The organism is Leucobacter sp. WKLB1 (assembly GCF_059696215.1).
Window position 1 is genome coordinate 373224 of the sequence record NZ_AP046115.1, and the last position, 17551, is coordinate 390774.

The window sequence follows — 17551 nt, forward strand, 5'->3', positions numbered from 1 at the left end:
ACATGCTCACTCGCCTGCGCTCGCTGCTGGTGACCGACCTGCGCCCGAATCGCGACGATGAGAGCGATGCGTCGAACGCGCGCTGGGCCACGGAATCGCTCGTAGGCTCCATCCGGCAGGTCGTGATCACGACCGCGGGCGTGTGGCAGGTGGTGATGGCCGCAGCCACCGTGACCACGCTGGGGGCCGACGGCATCGCGCTCGCGTGTGCGCAGCTCGTACTCGCCGCGGTTTCCTGGTGGTCGCTGCGGAACACCCTGCACGCGTCGATCGTGCCGCTCGCCATGATGGGGCTGGCTCTCTGGGGCTACCTCGTGAGCGGTCGCATCGATTCCACCCTCGCGTTCGCGGCGTGCTGGCAGATCAACTTCGCGAGTTGCATCGCCGCGCTGACCCTGATGAGTCGCGCGGTCTTCGGGGTCGTACTCGGCGCGTCGGCAGCGGTGTCGGTAGCCATGACGGTCTGTTTGCCTGACTGGGGCCTGCAGCTGCCGGTGTCGATCGTGGTGACCCAGTTCTCGATCGTCATGGCGATGCGGCTTGGCTTGCCGGCATTGATCACACTGTCGCGCGAGGTCGACGCTGCGACGGATGCCGCGGAGCGAGCAGAAGCGGCGACCGAAGTGACCCGACGAGCGAGTGCGGCGATCGCGGAAGAAGCGCGGGTGCTGCACGACACGGCGATCAATACTCTCGGGGCGATCGCCAACGGCACGGCCGGCCTCGCCGACGCCGAGCGCGTCCGTGAACAGTGCGCACGAGACATTCGGCTGCTGGAGGTGTTGCGCGGGTCTGAGGCGGTGCCCGAGACGCTCGGATTGACCGACTTGTTTGCACTGCCGGGGCTGCCGATCGAGCGTCGCGGTATCGATGACGCGGGGTTGCTGGTACTCGAAGCCGAGATCGGATCCGGCATCTGCGGAGCGATCGTCGGGTGCGTGCGCGAGGCGCTCACCAATGCGGCCAAGCACTCGCGTGCCGATCACGTCGTGGTCGAGACCAGGCTGCAGGCTCCGAGTGGTGGTGATGCGGCGCTCATCGTCGAGGTGCTCGATGACGGCGTCGGGTTTTCACGGCCGGCGCTCGGGCTGAACGCTTCGGCAGCCGACACCAGGGTGCGCGGGATCGCCGGATCGATCGAGGCCCGCGCTCGTGAAGCGGGGTTCTCGGCGGCGATCGAGAGCCAGCCGGGGCGGGGCACGCGTGTGCGTCTGACCGTGCCGATTGTGGCCGCCGGCAGCGCGGCTGCGGGGCTGACCGCCGCGGTGCACGCCGACGACACCGGCATCGACATCACTCCGGTGGCCGAGCTCACACGACGCGCCGCCTCGTACTGGGCGCTGGGAACGACCGGTGTAAGCGTCGTGCTCACCGTCGGTGGTGGCACCAACGAGGGGTACCTCTTGACTCCGATGATCGCCCTCATGCTGACGTGCTGGTGGGTGATGCGGCAGCGAGGGTTGCGTGGCGGGCGGGTCGCGCGCGCGGCGCTGCTCGTCGCATCCGGGGTGGTGTTCGTGCTCGCTGCGGGCGCAACTGGATTTGGCACCGTTGACCCCGTGCACTGGCAAGCGCTCGCCGCGACCGCGCCGGTGGTGCTGTGTCTGGCGACCGGCCCGAGCCGTCGAACGACGATCGCTGCCGGTGCCGCGGCGGCGATACTCGTTGTCGTGGTCGCCCTGGCGGTGCTGCCCGTCGACCCGGTTGCGTCGAAGATCACCGCGGTCGCCGGAATCGTGTGGCTCGGGTTCTCGGTCGTGTGGAGCGCGTTTCAGTCGTTGGTCGTGGCGCGCGGAGAACAGGCGGCGATCGCCCGGAGGCGCGTGTTTGCCGCGCGATTGCAGCGCGAACTCGAAATCGCCGCGCAATCGAGCTACCGTCGGTGGCTCGCCGCGGGTCTCGATGAAGCGGTCGTGCTGCTCGAGCAACTCGCCGCCGGGCGCGACCCGCATGCGGAGGCGACCCGACGACTCTGTGCGGACGAAGAGCGGTATCTGCGGCAACTGCTGCAGATCAGCCCCGACCTCGTGCATCTCGGCAGCGGCCTGATGGCGAGCCTCTCCCGGGCGCGGCGACGGCGCATCGATGTCGATTTCCGCATCGGCGAGGTCGATGCCCCCGACGAGTCGACCGCCCATCGCATCGTGACGGCGCTGGAGCGGAGCATCGCGGTGACGCCGCACGACGGTCGGCTGGTGGCTACGCTGTTTCCGGTGCACTCCGGTTTGCGAATGACGCTGCTCGGCACCCACCTCGGCGATGTCGCTCCAGACGCCGCGGATGCGCGCTTCGAACGCCTCGGGTCTGTCGACCTGCTCGAACTGACATACACTGGCGACCAACGCCTCGTCGCGTCGCGCATTGCCGACGAGCGTCGAGCCGAGTACCGAGGTGCACGATGAACACGCAAGCCCCGCAGAACGTCTGTCGTGTCGCGTTGGTCGAAGACCATGTGCTGCAGCGCGTGCGTACGGAAGAGCTGATCGGTGCCGAGCCCGGGTTCGAGATCGTGTTCAGTGCGGCATCGGCGCCCGAGTTCATGGCTTGGGTGCGCGAGGCCCCGCGCGAACAGCGCCCGCACCTGCTCATTCTCGATCTGCTCGTCGACCGGCAGCCGAGCGTCGATGTGGCGCTCGTCGAACGATTGCTCGCGGCCGGGCTGAAGATCGTCGTGCTGTCGGCACTGGCTTCGCCTCCGTTGGTGCGCGGTATCGTGCGCGCCGGCGTTTCGGGCATTGTGGGCAAGCGGGATTCCGAGAGCGATATTCTCGCGGCGATCCACGCGGTTTTGCGCGGCGAGGAGTGGATGACGACGGAACTCGCCGGCATCATCGCCGGCGACCCCGAGCGGCCGAAACTGAGCATCCAAGAGGAGCGCGCACTGGTGCTCTACGCTTCAGGGCTCACCGTCGATCAGGTTGCCGCGGCGATGAACATCGGCCGTGAGACCGCGAAGCAATACCTCGACCGGGTGAAGCGGAAGTACTCCGACGCCGGTGTACCGGTGCGGTCGAAGCTCGATCTGGGGCGCATCGCTTGGAGCGAAGGCTATGTCGATCCCGCGTTCTGACGCAGAGGGGACCAGGCCGGCGTCAAGGCCGCGCGCTTGAGGTACTGACGGGGGTAGATTCTCGGCATGGAAGACGTGGACGGCGATGGCCGCATCGAAACGGCGAATCAGCGAGCCGACCGCAACTGGAACGAGATCTTGCAAGAGCTGCGCGTCGCCCAGACCGGCACGCAGATTCTCGGGGGTTTTTTGCTCGCGGTCGCCTTTCAACCGCGCTTCCACGATCTCGACCCCGTGCAACTGTCGTGGTACCTCGTGCTCGTCGCGCTTGCCGGGGTGGCTGCAGTGCTGGGGCTGGCCCCGGTGAGTCTGCACCGCACGTTCTTCGGGCGCGGCCGCAAACCCGACATCGTGCGCTTGGGTGGGCGTCTGCTCATCGCAGACCTCGTGGTGCTCGCGCTGCTCGCGGCGGGAGTCACGGCGCTGGTGTTCGATTTCGCGGTGGGCCGCGTCGCGGGCATGATCGCGCTTGGGCTCGGTGTGGTCGTCGTGATCGCCCTGTGGGCGGTGCTGCCCCGATTCGTGCTGCGTCATGAGGGCGCTCAGGATCGCCGTGGGCCCGGCGACGCCGCGTAGACGAGCGGACCGCGAGGGGCGCTCAGTCGGGGGTGTCGACGTTGATGTGCGGCAGATCGTCGCGGGGAGCATCGGAGTGGGCGTGCGTTTCGCGCGCCGCCGTATCGGCCTCTGCAGGAGTTTCGAATGCGTCGGCTCCCTCGTCGCGATCGAGCTCGGTCGGCGCGTCGTCCTCGTCATTCCCGTCCGCGTGCGGTGTTTCGGGATGATCCGCTGGGGTGTGCATGAGGTTCCTCCTTCACCGTCCACGGTACGTGCTCGGTGAGCTGGGGGCAGCGGGCTTGCCCCGATACGCGACGGCTGTTAGGCGTGGCGATCCTGCTTCGGAATCAACGGGTAGGCGATGAGCGGCGCGATCGCCACGAGGGCGAACACCAGTGGATAGCCGAGGAGAGTGATCGCGGCGCCGAGACCGGGCCCCACCGCCGACGATGCGATGAACTGCCCGGTGTTCTGGATGCCGAGCGCTCGGCCGGCCCAGCCGCTACCCGCGGCTTCGGCGACCGACGTGTAGGCGAGACCGTTGTCGGCGACGCTGATCACGGTGGCGACGATGAGCACGATGCCGCCGATCACGAAGCCGCCGGGAAAATCGTGCACCGCGCCGATGAGCGCGAGCGCGGCCATCACGGCGACTCCGGTGGCCGCGACCCAGCGCAGCACGCGCACGCGATCGCCGACGCGGTCGCTGATCGCACCGACCACGATGCGTCCCACCGCGCCGACGAATTGCGCGGCACCCATGAGCAGCCCTGCGGCGGTCGGGTTCCATCCGAGGCCGCTGATGAGCCAGACCATGCCGAATGTCGCGAGGGCGAACTGCGGCAGCACGAGCAGCACCGAGACGGCGTGGATGCGCACGAGAAACGCACTGGCGCGATATGGGTTGGCGGTCGCGGGTGCCGGATCGCCGGGCGCGTGAGGTGCAGCGGTCGGTCGAGGCGGATTGCGCACTCCTATCGCGCAGGCAACCGCCATCACGGTGAGCAGTGCCCCGATAAGCACGAAGACTCCCGAGACGCCCGCAACGCCGACGAAGGGAGGCACCACGAACGCGGCAGCGGCGGTGCCGAGCGGCTGCGACATCTGGCGTATGCCCATCGCCAGACCGCGCCGGTGCCGCGGAAACCAGCCGACGACCACGCGCCCGCTCGCGGCGTTCGTGCTGGCGCCGGCCGCGCCGCCGAACACCAGCGCGAGCGCGAGGGGGAGGAGCCCGGTGTCATTCGCGGCGAGGAACGCGGCGAGCGCGGTGAGAGCGAGCCCGCCCGCGATGACCCAGCGCTCACCGAAGCGGTCGGCCGCGGCACCCCAGAGCACTGCGGTGAGCACCATACCGGCGGTCGGCGCGGCGGCGAGGGTGCCGGCCACGGCGAGAGGAATGCCCTGTTCGAGGTGCAGCATCGGAATCAGATACACGGGGGCCGTAATGAGCATGGTCGCAGCGGCCTGCGCGAAGAGGGCGAGGGCGAGCATCGCCCACGATTTCGCAGGGACGCGATCGCCGTGTGCGGTGGCCGCAGCCGTGCCGGGTGAAGCCGCCGGTGTCGTCACGCTCATCAAATCACTCTCCGTTCACTGGAACACCGCAATGGTATACCACTTCGGTATGGCAAGATGAATCCATGACTGACGCCGTCGAAGACACGAGCGCTGCGGGCAGCGGAGCCTATGCGGAACTGCGCAGGTCGATCCTCGAGTTCGACCTCATGCCGGGCGAGCGGCTCTCGGAGCGCGGGCTCGAGCAAGCCCTGCAGGCCTCGCGCACGCCGATTCGAGCAGCCCTCATGCGGCTCGAGCCCGAGGGGCTGACGCGACGAGAAGGCCGAGGTTGGGTGGTCGCGCCGATCGATCTCACCGAGGTGCGCGCCGTGATGGAGTATCGCGAGACGGTCGAGATCGGGGTGGTGCGGCACGTGATCGAGCGCGCCTCCGACGCCGAGATCGCCTCACTCGAGCCGACGCTCATCACCGAGCAGCACGCCGATGACCCGGCCTCATGGCTCGAGAGTGGCAGTGCGTTCCATCTCGCACTTGCGGAGCTCACCGGCAACCCGTTCCTGCTCGATGCGGTCGCGGCGACGCTGACCCGTCTGGCACGCCCCCGCTGGTTGGTCGTGCGCACCCCGGAGTCGCGAGCGCATGTGCGAGACGACCATCGGGCGATCTTCGCGGCGGTGTCGTCACGCGATGCCGACGATGCGGCACGACTGATCGCCGAGCATACGGCCGGCACGCGGGAGCGCCTGGTGAGTTTTCTCGCCGAAGAGCGTGCGCGCCTACGCGGCCGGGGATTCGCGATCGTCGAGAGCTGAGAGGCTGCCGTCGCTCCAACGCAGATAGGCGGCGTAGGGGTCGTCGTGCGGCGCGATCGCCTGTTTCTCGGTGCGGCGTCGCTGCTGCAGCCCGAAGAACGCGGCGAGGCCGGCAAGTTTCAGCGACCGCGGCGGTGGCATTTCCTGCGAAACGTGAACCGAAATTCCTGTAGGCGCGTCCGCGGAGACGGCGTCGCTCGCGCCCACGGGCGGTGCGGGGGCGAGCGGCGCCGACGCAGCAGTTGGGGCGATGGCGAGCGGCACGGGCTCGGAAGCATTCAATGACATAGCGGGCTCAGATCGGCAGTGCATCGAGGATTGGGGATGTCGGGGTGATGGGGCGGTGTGTGCGCTCAACGGCGTCGATGACGACCGCTCGAGCGCTGCGTCGCTCACGCATGGTGCGGCGCTGATGTTCGGCCCCCGAGCCAGACTGGAACACTTCGTCGACCATCGTGGAGACCCGAGGGAGGTCCCTGGTCGCCGCAAGCGCTGGGGTGATATGTGCGAGGAGGGCATCGATCGCGACGCGTGGCGCGCAGGGCTGGCCGAGAATCGGATTGAGGAGCGCGCCGGAGACGCCGTACCGACTTGCCGACCACATGGCGAGACGCAGCACGGCGGTGGGCATCGGGTCGGGGGAGAACCCGGACCGCCACTCCTGAGCTGCCGTCGACACGAGAGCGCGCACGATGCCTGCAATCGCCACGGAATGCGTCGTCTCCAGACAGACATCGGCGACGCGTACCTCGACGGTCGGATATCTCGGGCTCAGTCGCGCGTCGAAGTACACCATGCCGTCATCGAGGGGAACGTCGGTCGCGAGCAGCGCGTCGACGGTACGGTGATAGTTGGCTGGGCTCCCGAAGATATCGGTCGGCCCAGAAGTGGGCCAACGGCTCCACACCTGGTAGCGCTGGCTGGAATAGCCACTGTCTTCCCCGCCCCACATAGGCGAGTTCGTGCTCAGCGCGAGCACGAGCGGCAGCCAGGGTCGGAGGCGATCGAGCACTGCGACGCCCTCGTCATCGTCTGCGACGCCAACGTGCACGTGGAGGCCGCAAGTGAGCTGCTCGCGCATCGTCGATTGGAATCGTTCCGCGATCGCCGAGTAACGCTTCGATGCGGTGAGCTGCGTCTGCACGACCGTGGCACTCGTGCCCATGGCGACGGCGCGAAGTCCGATATGCTGCGCCGCAGCGTCGGCGAAGGCTCGCCCGAGAAACACGCTCCGTTCGAGTGCATCGAGCGTGGTGTGCGGCACTGAGATGGCCTCGATCTGCTCGCGCTTCGCCTCGCGCTCGAGACTGGTGAGGCCGTAGGCTTCGGGTACGAGTGCGCAGACATCGGCCGACGCAGCAGCTTCGAGCACGAGTTCGATGGCCGGCGAGGTGCGACCCGTTCGGGGGTCGACGAGCAGCAGCTCTTCTTCGACGCCCAGCGTTCGAGGGGTCTCTCCGCGCATGATCACCGGGGCGACTGCTCCGCTGTGATGAGGTAACGCGTGATCCATGCCGCTCCTTTCTCACTGCAGCGGCAAGCGCGCAGCATGGCGCAACTTCCGCAATCGACGCCGACTGCGGGAGCGCGGCGAACCAGCGCAGTGCGTGAAGCACCGCGCTCCCTATTCCCCGTTCCCCCTCGACCAGACCACCTCACGCATGAGCTGGCCGCAAAATCAGACTACGGGGGCGTGCCGATCACGATAATGCCCTTGACGAACCCGTCGCCGCGCCATATGTATCAGCCGGCGGTCTGCACCCACCAGAGGATCAGGATCATCGTGACCACGGCACCCGATGCGTAGTTCAGCCAGATGAACCGGCGCCAGGCGCGATTCGTGCGACCCGAGTCGGCGTCGGTGACTCGCGCATACGGTGCGCAGTTCGCGAGGTACGGCAGTGCGACGATCGCGGCGAGCGGCCCGGGGAACGGGGTGAACAGCATGAGCGCGCCGGCGAGCGCCCACAGCCCCAGGGCGAGGCGCACGGTGGCGGCGGCGCCCAGCACCGTCGCGATGGAGCCGATGCGGGCGTCGCGATCCGGCACCACGTCTTGCACCGCACCAAATGCGTGCGCCGCCATGCCCCAGCAGAAGAACGCGATGAGCACCAGCCACAGCTGCGGGGTGAACTGCGCCCCGGCGACGCTGAGGCCCACCACCGCCGGGCTCACGAAGTGCGTGCTCGAGGTGGCCGAGTCGAGGAACGGGCGCTCCTTGAACCGCAGCACCGGTGCCGAGTATGCGATCACCGCGAAGGTGCTGACGGCGAGGGGCAGCCAGGCGACGGGGCCGCCCGCGACGACGAGCACGAGCAGAAACGGGACGTTCGTGAGCAGCGCGAGCCACAGCATCGGCCGGTGATACCGCGGTGCGAGGAGGGCGCCTTCGATGCCCCCCTTGCGCGGGTTGTTGATATCTGAGGCGTAGTCGAAGACGTCGTTGATGCCGTACATCGCGAGGTTGTAGGGAATGAGGTAGTAGAACGCCCCCACGATAAGCACCCAGTCGATCTCGCGCGTCGTGAGCAGCATTGCGGCGGCGAACGGGTAGGCCGTGTTGATCCAGCTCACCGGGCGCGAGGCGACGAACGCCTGGTGCAGCAGCTGTGCGTTCCAGCCGGAAGTCTTAGTCGTCGGCATCGCGGCGCTCCTTGCGTGCGGTGAGGCGGAACCAGACGGCCGGAGCAAGCAGCGCGGTGGCAATCGGGTAGCAGAAGTCTTCCACGGGAACGAGCCCGATGGTGGGGCCGAGCGTGTGCCCGTCGCCGTAGGTGAAGAGATCGGATGCGATCATGAGCGAGTCGAAGACAGCGGTCAGGATCGCGAGCGCCGCGGCCGCCAACCCGATACCGGCCCAGAGACGCCGTGCGGCCGGCCGATCGCGCCACGGGGTCAACGCGAGGGCGACCGCGAGGGCGAGCAGCATGAACGGGATGCTGATGAGGGCGTACGTCATGAGCGGACCCGCGCATGGTGATTTCGTCGATCTCGGCGAGCATTCAGCAGGCGCAACGCCCCGGTGAACGCCACCATGGTGCACAGCACGAGGAACGCCAGGAACACGGGCTCTTCGATCGGCAGTTCGTGCGCGATGAGCACGCCGGTCATGCCGCGGCTCTCACCGAGGCGGAAGACGCCGCTGGCGATGCCCCAGAGATCCCACGCGAGCAGAAACCCGACGCCCAGCACGAGCACCACCGAGGCTGCGCGCCAATCGCGCCAGAAGAACAGGCGAAAGCGCCAGTCGAGCAGCAGCATGCACCCGATCGTGGCGACGAGGGAGCCGAGGTAGAGGAACGCCATGGTCAGGCCTGCTTCTCGACCGCGGCGTCGTTGCGAGCCGCGCCCGCCGCCGACCGTCGGCTGGGCTCGGGCAGCGGCCCCGCCGAATGGTCGCCCCGCACATGCTTGATCACGAGCTCGGCACTGATCAGGCACATCGGAATGCCGACCCCCGGAGCGGTCGTCGCGCCCGCGTAGAAGAGGTTGCCGACTCTCTTCGACCGATTCTGCGCGCGGAACATCGCGCTCTGCCGCAGCACGTGCGCCGGCCCGAGCATGCCCCCGCGCCACGAGTGATAGTCGTCGACGAAGTCGCGCGGCCCGATCGTCTGCCGCACGACGATGCGCTCGCGCAGGTCGGGCACGCCCGCCCACTCGGCGATCTGCGCGACGGCGGCATCGGCCGTGCGTTCGACGGCGTCGTCGCCGGCGCCGTCGGTGCCGCCCGAGCCGATCCCGGGTTCGGCGGGGACCGGCACGAGCACGAAGAGGTTCTCATGGCCCTCGGGTGCGACATCCGGGTCGGTCGCGCTCGGCTTGCACACGTAGATCGAGGCCGGGTCGGGAATGCGTGGGGCCGATCCGAAGATGTCGTCGAAATTGCGATCCCAGTCGCGCGTGAAGAACAGCGAGTGGTGCGGCAGCTCGGGCAGGTCGCCCCGCACGCCGAGCAGCACCAGCACGGCGCCCGGGCCGCTCACCTGTCGCCGCCACCACCGTTCGGGGTAGCTGCGCGCCGCCTCGGGCAGCAGCCGCGTCTCCGTGTGGTGCAGGTCGGCGCCCGAGATGACGACGTCGGCGGGGAGGCGGTGCGCATCGCCGTCGCCGTCGCGCCAGTGCACCGCGGTCGCGGAGTACGGGTGGGCGGACCCGCCGCGCGCCACCTCGATCTCGGTGACGTCGGCGCCCAGCACGATCTCCACCCCCGCCTCGCGGGCGAGCACGGCGAGGCGCTCGACGAGGTGCGCGAAACCGCCCATCGGATAGCGCACGCCCTCATCGAGGTCGAGTGCGCTCATGAGGTGGTACATCGCCGGCGCGTCTTTCGGGTTCGTGCCGAGGAACACCGCGGGGTACCCGAGAATCTGGCGCAGCACGGGGTGGGTGAAGCGCTGCGCAGCGAAGGATCGCAGCGACGTGCCGAGCAGCCGCGCAAGACGGGGCAGCGCGCGCAGCACGGGCGGGGCGCCGAGCGTGCGCCAGCGCGTGAACGGGTTGTACAGGAAGTAGCGCTCGGCCATCGCCGTCGTTTCGATCGCCGAGTCGAGGTAGGCGTCGAACGCGGGGCCGCTGCCCGGCTCGAGTCGCTCGAACGCCGCGCGGGCGGCTGCCCGCCCGGCGGGGATGGTCACGGGCGGAAGTTGCGGCGCCGGTGCTGCCGCCGGTGCTGGCGTGGCGGTCGGTGCCGCTGGCTCGCTGAAGACGCGGTAGCCCGGGTCGAGCAGTCGCAGGTCGAGCTGTTCGGCGGTGCTCGTGCCGAGCATCGCGAAGAAATGGTCGAAGACGTCGGGCATGAGGTACCACGACGGGCCCGTGTCGAACCGGAAGCCGTCGCGGTCGAACGAGCCCGCGCGACCGCCGACGCGCGATCCGCGCTCGAGCATGGTCACCGCATGGCCCTCGCGGGCGAGCAGCGCTGCGGTCGCGAGGCCGGCGATGCCCGCACCGATCACCACGGTGCGGGTGGGGGCGGTGGCATCTCCGCGGGCGCGGGTACTGCCGGCGCCCGTCGCCTGCCGAGGTGCGTCGCTCATCGGGCCTCCACCGCCGTGCGCGCGATCGCACGCGCGATGATCTCTGACTTCTGCCAGTCGGGAACGCGGACCCGCCGCGCATAGAGTTCGTCGATCGACGTGCGGGCGATCCGGCGACTCAGGCACGCGAAGAGATCGAGCGCGCATCGCACCGCCGTGCGCGCATCTTTCGGCAGCAGCGGCAGCACTGCGCGTGCATCGGCGAGCTCGGCGTCGATACGGCGCAGCCAGTCGACGCGATCGGCGTCGGTGAGTCGTTCGCCCGAGCCCAGATAGTTGCGTCCGAGTCGCTCGGTGTCGTCGGCGAGGTCGCGCAAGAAGTTGACGTTCTGGAACGCGGCACCGAGGCTGCGCGCTCCGCGTTCGAGCTGATGCTGTTGCAGGGCGTCGAGTCGCTGCTCGCGGGTGAAGACTCGAAGACACATGAGGCCAACGACCTCCGCGGAGCCGTACACGTAGGTGCCGTGCTGCTCGGCGCTGAAGCCGCGCACGCGGTGCGGTGCATCCGCGTCGTTCGCGGGTGCTGTGCCGGCGGTTGTCGGACTTGCTGCCGCCGGGCCGGTCGGCGTTGCGTCTGCCGCCGTTGGGTCGGCCGGTCGCGGCAAGTCGGCGCGCATCGACGCGAAGAACGGGGCGGTGAGCGTCGCGTCGATGCGCGCTTCCCGGGCAGTCTGCGCGAAGGCGTGCACGATGAGGTCGCTCGAGTAGCCGGTCTCGATGGCGCGGCCGACCTCGGCCTCCAGCCGGTCGAGCGCGTCGCGCTGTGCGCTCGGACTGAGACCGGCGCCATCAGTGACGCCGTCGACGAGTTCATCGGCGACGCGCACGAGGGCGTAGATGTTGCGCACGTGTGCGCGGTGCCGGGCACCCAGCAGGCGCGTCGCCGCGCCGAACGAGGTCGAATAGCTGCGGATCACGACCGCCGACGCGCGCATCGCCGAGCGCGAGTAGCGATCGAGGGGACTCTGCGGCTTCATGCGCGGCGGCCTTCGAGTCGGTCGGCGAGGGCCAGCAGGCAGCGTCGAGCGGCGTCGGGCAGACCGTTCGCGTGATCGGCGAGCGTCTCGTGCAGGGCACGTGTCTGGTCGTCGATGAGTCGCTGCACGAACTGCTCGGCGCCGCAGTCGCGCAGCAGGCTCTGCAATCGCACTCCCTCGGCGAAGTCGAGGTCTCCGGTGCCGAACGTCGGTTCGATCTCGGGCCAGGTCGGGGTGAGGCGCGCGGCCGAAATTACGGCGGTCTCTTTGCCCTCGCGCAGATCTGAGAAAGCGTCTTTGCCGTGCTCATCGGGGTCGCCGAACGTCGAAAGCAGATCGTCTTGCAGCTGGAACGCGAGCCCCAGGTGCGCCCCGGCCGCCGCGAGTGCGGCGTGCAGTGCGGGGTCCGTCGCGCCGACCAGCGTCGCCGCTGCCCGCAGCGGCAGCTCGAACGTATAGGTCGCCGTCTTCAGGCGGCACATCTCGAGCACTGTCGCGGTGTCGGCCACGACCGTGCCGTCTTCGAGGCCGATGTCGATCTGCTCGCCCACCACAGATTCGGTGATGGCGTGCGCGAGCAGATCGAGCAGTGCGGTGCGCGCCGTCACGTCGATCTCGACTCGCGCGAAGATCTGGTGCACCTCGGCGAGCAGCAGGTCGCCCATCAGAATGCCGCAGCTGCGCGCCCAGTGCAGGCGCTGCGCCGAAGACGTGGGGGCGGAATCGGTGCCGGTGCCGGCTGAGGTCGCGTCTGCACGCGTGTCGGGAGCCCCCGCAGGTGCATGGGCGATCGCCTCAGTCGCGAGCACGCCGATCAGATTCGGGATGCCGCGGCGGGTGAGGTCGCCGTCGAACACGTCGTCGTGCAGCAGAAACGAGGTGTGCAGCAGCTCGACCGCCGCGGCGAGGTCGATCGCGGTTGCCGAATCAGCCCGACCGTAATCGGGGTGCGCGCCGAGTGCTGCGGCGAAGTCCAGCAGCAGCCGGGGCCGAATGCGTTTGCCGCCGCAGGTGCGCTCGCCGCAGACCTTCCAGAGTTGCGCGTAGGCGGGGTGATAGGCCTCGGCTTCGCGCACGCGCGTGGCGAAGAAGTCGTCGATGCGGCCGTGCACGCGCTCGAGGTCGGTCGGCGGATCCGGGGCGGTGAGCACTGCGCGCACCTCTCGCTGATCGGCCACGTCGTCCCCCGCTCGTGTAGAAATCTTGATTACTCACTTAGCGAGTGATCAACTTCAGGATAATATTCTCCTGTGACGGAAGACAAGCGGGTTGCAACGGAGCGCGGCACCGACGGAAGCTCGGCCGCGCTCTACCGAGTCGACCACACCGACCCGCGGGCCGAAATGGTCGACACTGCAGGGCTCGAGCCCCGAGACTTCGAGGAGATCGCGCACCTCATGGATGCGCTGCGCCAGTTGCGCGATGCCGAAGAACGCCTCTCGCAGGCCTCCCTCAAATACATGAAGTTGAGCAGCGTCGACATGCGCGCCCTCCACTTCCTCATCGTTGCGGGCAACACCGACGTGCTGCCCACGCCGGGTGCGATCGCGGCGCACCTCGGCATTTCGAGCGCGTCTACGACGAAGCTGCTGGATCGCCTGGAGCGCGGCGGGCACATCTCGCGCGAGCGGCACCCCGAAGACCGGCGTGCCCTCGTCATTCGCATCACCCCCGATACGCACGAGGCGGCGAAGCGCACCGTGGGGCAGCAGCAGGCCAACCGGTTCAACGCGGCCGCGCGGCTCACCTCGGAGGAGCGCGCCGTCGTCGAGCGCTTTCTGCGCGATATGACGTCTGAGATCGACATCAGCGGCGTCGCCTGGGCCGAGGCCGCCGCAGCCGAGCGCGACTGAAGCGGCCGACGCGTCGCCGGGCTGCGTCCCACCTGCTGCGGCCATGCCCGCCCCGCCTGACCTGCCCTGACCTGACCTGACCGCCGCCTGCCCTGACCGCCGCACGCACCGAATCGGTGTCACTTTCTGCGCGAAATCGATCGCAGAACGCGCAGAAAGTGACACCGATTCAGAGCTGGGCGGGTGGGGTCGGTCGGCACGGCGGGCGCGGCATGCGCGCCGACCGTCAGATCAGTGCTCGCCGAGCGCCACGGCGAACTCGTTCGGCGTGTGTTCGAGTTCGGCGGTCGCCGTGATCTTGCCGCTGCGCAGATCGACCGCGTGCACGGCGTTCGCCGCCGGATCGGTCACGTAGGCGGTGTCTCCGTTGCCGATGATGGCGGGGTGCGCGTCCTGCCACTCAGCCGGGCCCTCCCACGCGTCGATCACGGGGAACTCGTTCACGAGCTTGCCGGTCTCGGGGTCGAGCACGTGGATCGAACCGTCGGTCGACAGAATGTAGGCGAGATCGTCGGCGCCGCGGGTGACGTCGCGGAAGGTGTAGCGCACGTTCTCGGGCAGATCGACGACCTTGAACTCCTGAGTCTCGGTGTTGATCAGGGTCACGGCGCTGAGCAGGTAGCCTTCGGCGTCGGGGTCCGTCTTGTAGTCGCCGACCACGATCGGGCTCGTCTCCGAGACGAAGGCGTTGCCCATGCGGCCGAACTCGTCGGGGGCGTCCAGCTTCGTGAACGTGCCGTCCGAGAAGAGCAGCGCGCCATCTTCGCAGCCGAAGATGACGGCCTCGTCGGCCGCGGTGCCCTCGCCGTGGATACCCGGGCACTGATCGCTCGAGGTGATCTCGTGCCAGTGGTCGTCGTGGGGCTCGAGTGCGACCGCGCCGGTACGCGCGGTCTCGTCGCCGACGGTGGTCAGCAGCGTGCCGTCCTCGAGTTCGATCGAGACCCCGTGGTGCGCGTGCTCAGCAGTGTAGGTGACCGTCTCGGGCAGCGCGCCGTCGGCGTGCGCCAGGTCGTGCGTGTCGAAGATCGTCGTCTCGCCGGCTCCGTCGTCGAACAGCACGGTCTTGCCGCCGTGGCGCACGACGTGGCCTGCGGCCGAGGCCTCGACCACAAGGTCGGTCAGCGCGGGGGCTGCGGTGTCGAGCAACTGGAACCCCTGAGAGGTGGTGACGAAGATGTGCCGACCGTCACCGGCGGCGTTCAGGCGCGTGAACTCTTCGCTGTCGAACTCGTCGACGACGTCGAGGGTGTCGGCGTCGAGCACGGCGATGCCGCCGTCGTACGAGACGGCGACGCGGCGATCGTCGTCGTGCGATGCGCCGCTTTCGCTCGAGGCGCTCGCTGACGTGTCGTCGGCTGCGGCGTCACCCGCGGTGGTCGCCGAGCAGCCGGTCGCGAGCAGCGCGAGGCCGAGCAGCGCTGCGGGCGCTCCGAATCGGAGGTGTCGTCGGGTCATGGTGGTGTCCTGCTTTCTGTGGTGAGGTGTTTCTGATGAGGTCAGGATGAGAGCCCGGTGGCGATGCGTTCGGTGTTGGCGTGCATCATCTCGAGGTAGGTCTCGGCGCCGCCGCCCGGTTGGGTGAGCGACTCGGTGAAGAGTTCTTCGACCGCCACATCGAGATCGGCTTCGCTCGCGAGCACCTGCACGAGACGATCGGGCTGCGACGACTCGGCGAAGATCGTGGAGACCCCTGCTTCGGTGATGGCGTCGCTGAGCTGCTGCAGGTCGGCGGCGCTGGGCGCCGCGAGCGTCGTGCCGCCCGGTATGACGGCGCCGACGATGCGGAAGTCGTAGCGATCGGCGAGGTATCCGAAGACGTGGTGGTTCGTCACGAGTGCGCGCTGCGGCTTCGGGATCGCCGCGAACGCCTCGGTCATCTCAGCGTCGAGCGCGGTCAGCGATGCGCGATAGGCGTCAGCCGAATCGCTGAGCGTCGCGCGATCGATGCGGGGGAGATCGGCTGCGCGATTCTCGATCGCGTCGACGACATCGATGACCGTGTTCGGATCGGTCCAGAAGTGCGGGTCGGGGGTGCCTGCCGCGTCGCCGGAGGCGTACGGCAGTGCGGTGATAACGTCTCCGGCGACGAAGAGCTCTGCGCCGGCATCGGCTGCGCGATCGAGGTGCTGCTGCAGGCCCTCCTCGAGCCCGAGTCCGCTCGAGACAACGAGGTCGGCGTCGCCGAGCATCGCGGCCTCTTGCGCCGAGATCTCGAAGGAGTGAGGGTCGGCGTTCGGCTGCATCAGCGTCGTGACTTCGGCCTGGTCGCCGAGCACCTCGCCGACGATGTCGCCGAGGATGTTCGTCGTCACGACGATGTGCGGGCGGTCATCTGCGGCGCCGCCATCCGTGGCTGGTGCGCAACCGCTGAGCGCCACGCTCGCAGCGATCGCTACGACGGCGAGCGCCGTGATCTTGATGTGCAGTGCGGCGCTCATCGGCCGGTCTCCGCGAAGAATGCGGCGTCGACGGCGGTGGTGAGCGTACGCGCCACCCGTGCATCATCGGCGTAGTCGATCTCGAAGACCTCGCCGGTCTCGGGGTCGTTGACGTATGCGCGCTGGGCATCGACCGTCAGCGTGCTGGTGTCGGCGCCCGCGTCGGCGATCAGCGGCTCGGTCGTGCCGAGGTTCGTACCCGACGCATCGAGCACGGTGACCGCACCCGCCGGGGTCAGCGTGATGAGGTGCTCGGCCTCGTCGTCGACGGCGCTCGCCGCCACGGGGCGTTCAGGTGTGGCGACCCACGACCACGCGCGCGCCCGGGTATCGAGCAGCCAGACGCCGGCATCGGTGCCGAGGCCTGCGACCGTGGGGCGGCCCTTGCGCGCTGAGAACTCGGTTGCCGGTGCGGCGGCACCTTCAGGGTAGGCGACCTTGTCGAGGGCGATCGACCCGTTGGCGCTCGCCGTAGCGAGTACCGCGCCATCAGCGCACCCGACGACGAGCGCGATGCGGGTCGTCACGGTGCCCGACGCGGCAGGGCAGTCGATGTCGTCGATCTCGTCGCCCGATGCGTCGACGGCGCGCAGTGACGCGGCAGGCGCATTGGCCGCTGCGTGGTGGCCCGCGGCCCCGTCACTCGTCGCCGGTGCTGGCGCACTCACCAGTGCCCCGTCTCCGAGCGGCGCAATGAGACCCCGGTGCGGCCCGACGTCGAGGCGCAGTGTCTCGCTGATCTCGCCCGAGGCGAGTGCGGAGTTGTCGAGCAGCACGGCCTCGCCCGATTCGGGGAAGAAGAGCCCGGTGCCGCCCGCGGTCGCGAGCATTCCGGTCGCGACCGTCGCGATGCCCGGGCCTGCGACGGAGCCGGGCATCGCCGGCTCGGCGCGGTAGTAGTGGAAATGGTCGACGTGATCCCAGGTCCAGGCGCCGCTGTCGATGACGTCGACGCCAGTCTCGTCGGCGACGAACGCGTACCTGCCATCGGTCGAGACCGCCTGGGGAGCGCGCACGCGATCCAACGCCGTTTCGGTGCCGTCGAGCAGGTCGAGCAGTGCCGCCTCACCCGATCGGTCGATGGTGACGAGGTGCAATGGGGGTTCGGGGGCTTCGGCCGCGCCCGCGACCGCGCCGCGCCCGGCGGTAGGTGCGTCGGTGGACGCGGTCTCGTCGGCGGCGTCGGGTGCGGCCGAGGGAGCCGAACATCCGGCGAGCATCAGGGCCGCGAGTGCGGTTGCCGTGACTGCGGCGGTGCGTGAGCGGAGGGGGTTCATCGT

General features: G+C 69.0%; 18 protein-coding genes. 5 read left to right on the plus strand and 13 right to left on the minus strand.

Annotated features, from left to right (window positions below; translation table 11 throughout):
* The first annotated feature begins 2 nt into the window (after positions 1-2).
* The 3 genes from ACZF5Y_RS01795 to ACZF5Y_RS01805 all read left to right on the plus strand — a co-directional run bounded on the left by ACZF5Y_RS01795 (position 3) and on the right by ACZF5Y_RS01805 (position 3646).
* Positions 3-2402 carry an ATP-binding protein gene (locus ACZF5Y_RS01795; protein ID WP_497534123.1) on the plus strand — a complete coding sequence of 800 codons (2400 nt, stop codon included), beginning with the start codon at positions 3-5 and terminating at the stop codon, positions 2400-2402.
* Entirely contained in the window at positions 2399-3070 is a 672-nt protein-coding gene (locus ACZF5Y_RS01800) for a response regulator transcription factor (RefSeq protein ID WP_497534124.1), read from the plus strand. The genes ACZF5Y_RS01795 and ACZF5Y_RS01800 overlap by 4 nt, the downstream gene beginning before the upstream one ends.
* A 66-nt stretch (positions 3071-3136) precedes the next feature.
* Positions 3137-3646: a DUF6328 family protein gene (locus tag ACZF5Y_RS01805; protein ID WP_497534125.1), complete on the plus strand. Its 510-nt coding sequence runs from the start codon at positions 3137-3139 to the stop codon at positions 3644-3646.
* Between the two features lie 22 nt (positions 3647-3668).
* Here the strand turns inward: ACZF5Y_RS01805 and ACZF5Y_RS01810 are convergent, their stop codons facing one another.
* Both ACZF5Y_RS01810 and ACZF5Y_RS01815 read right to left on the minus strand, forming a co-directional pair.
* A complete protein-coding gene (locus ACZF5Y_RS01810) occupies positions 3669-3872 on the minus strand; it encodes a hypothetical protein (RefSeq protein WP_497534126.1) in 204 nt (67 codons plus the stop codon).
* A 77-nt stretch (positions 3873-3949) separates the two neighbouring features.
* Positions 3950-5206 carry an MFS transporter gene (locus ACZF5Y_RS01815; protein WP_497534127.1) on the minus strand — a complete coding sequence of 419 codons (1257 nt, stop codon included), beginning with the start codon at positions 5204-5206 and terminating at the stop codon, positions 3950-3952.
* A 65-nt stretch (positions 5207-5271) separates the two neighbouring features.
* Here ACZF5Y_RS01815 and ACZF5Y_RS01820 point away from each other — a divergent pair, with 65 nt between their 5' ends.
* Positions 5272-5961, plus strand: coding sequence for a GntR family transcriptional regulator (locus ACZF5Y_RS01820; RefSeq protein ID WP_497534128.1), 690 nt, complete (start codon positions 5272-5274; stop codon positions 5959-5961).
* Here the strand turns inward: ACZF5Y_RS01820 and ACZF5Y_RS01825 are convergent.
* The 8 genes from ACZF5Y_RS01825 to ACZF5Y_RS01860 all read right to left on the minus strand — a co-directional run bounded on the left by ACZF5Y_RS01825 (position 5926) and on the right by ACZF5Y_RS01860 (position 13155).
* Positions 5926-6249, minus strand: coding sequence for a hypothetical protein (locus ACZF5Y_RS01825; protein WP_497534129.1), 324 nt, complete (start codon positions 6247-6249; stop codon positions 5926-5928). The two genes, ACZF5Y_RS01820 and ACZF5Y_RS01825, sit on opposite strands and share 36 nt — an antisense overlap.
* A gap of 7 nt (positions 6250-6256) precedes the next feature.
* Positions 6257-7474: a glutamate--cysteine ligase gene (locus ACZF5Y_RS01830; RefSeq protein ID WP_497534130.1), complete on the minus strand. Its 1218-nt coding sequence runs from the start codon at positions 7472-7474 to the stop codon at positions 6257-6259.
* A gap of 230 nt (positions 7475-7704) precedes the next feature.
* A complete protein-coding gene (locus ACZF5Y_RS01835) occupies positions 7705-8604 on the minus strand; it encodes a prenyltransferase (RefSeq protein ID WP_497534131.1) in 900 nt (299 codons plus the stop codon).
* On the minus strand, positions 8591-8920 hold the full coding sequence (locus ACZF5Y_RS01840; protein WP_497534132.1) for a lycopene cyclase domain-containing protein: 330 nt from the start codon (positions 8918-8920) through the stop codon (positions 8591-8593). The genes ACZF5Y_RS01835 and ACZF5Y_RS01840 overlap by 14 nt, the downstream gene beginning before the upstream one ends.
* Positions 8917-9267, minus strand: a complete 351-nt coding sequence (locus ACZF5Y_RS01845; protein ID WP_497534133.1) for a lycopene cyclase domain-containing protein — start codon at positions 9265-9267, stop codon at positions 8917-8919. The genes ACZF5Y_RS01840 and ACZF5Y_RS01845 overlap by 4 nt, the downstream gene beginning before the upstream one ends.
* Positions 9268-9269: 2 nt before the next feature.
* Complete coding sequence (crtI, locus tag ACZF5Y_RS01850; protein WP_497534134.1) at positions 9270-11000, minus strand: phytoene desaturase family protein; 1731 nt, start codon at positions 10998-11000, stop codon at positions 9270-9272.
* Complete coding sequence (locus ACZF5Y_RS01855) at positions 10997-11977, minus strand: phytoene/squalene synthase family protein (protein ID WP_497534135.1); 981 nt, start codon at positions 11975-11977, stop codon at positions 10997-10999. The genes crtI and ACZF5Y_RS01855 overlap by 4 nt, the downstream gene beginning before the upstream one ends.
* The gene (locus ACZF5Y_RS01860) at positions 11974-13155 is read right to left on the minus strand and encodes a polyprenyl synthetase family protein (protein ID WP_497534136.1); all 1182 of its coding nucleotides are present in this window, start codon (positions 13153-13155) and stop codon (positions 11974-11976) included. The genes ACZF5Y_RS01855 and ACZF5Y_RS01860 overlap by 4 nt, the downstream gene beginning before the upstream one ends.
* A gap of 72 nt (positions 13156-13227) precedes the next feature.
* Here ACZF5Y_RS01860 and ACZF5Y_RS01865 point away from each other — a divergent pair, with 72 nt between their 5' ends.
* On the plus strand, positions 13228-13830 hold the full coding sequence (locus ACZF5Y_RS01865) for a MarR family winged helix-turn-helix transcriptional regulator (RefSeq protein WP_497534137.1): 603 nt from the start codon (positions 13228-13230) through the stop codon (positions 13828-13830).
* Between the two features lie 231 nt (positions 13831-14061).
* On the opposite strand, the gene aztD is transcribed toward ACZF5Y_RS01865, so the two are convergent.
* From aztD to ACZF5Y_RS01880, 3 genes are read right to left on the minus strand one after another with little or no spacing between them, the layout of a single operon-like run.
* Positions 14062-15288, minus strand: a complete 1227-nt coding sequence (aztD, locus tag ACZF5Y_RS01870) for a zinc metallochaperone AztD (RefSeq protein WP_497534138.1) — start codon at positions 15286-15288, stop codon at positions 14062-14064.
* A 41-nt stretch (positions 15289-15329) separates the two neighbouring features.
* Positions 15330-16271: a zinc ABC transporter substrate-binding protein AztC gene (gene aztC, locus ACZF5Y_RS01875; RefSeq protein WP_497534139.1), complete on the minus strand. Its 942-nt coding sequence runs from the start codon at positions 16269-16271 to the stop codon at positions 15330-15332.
* On the minus strand, positions 16268-17548 hold the full coding sequence (locus ACZF5Y_RS01880) for an ABC transporter (RefSeq protein ID WP_497534140.1): 1281 nt from the start codon (positions 17546-17548) through the stop codon (positions 16268-16270). The genes aztC and ACZF5Y_RS01880 overlap by 4 nt, the downstream gene beginning before the upstream one ends.
* Between the last annotated feature and the right edge of the window lie 3 nt (positions 17549-17551).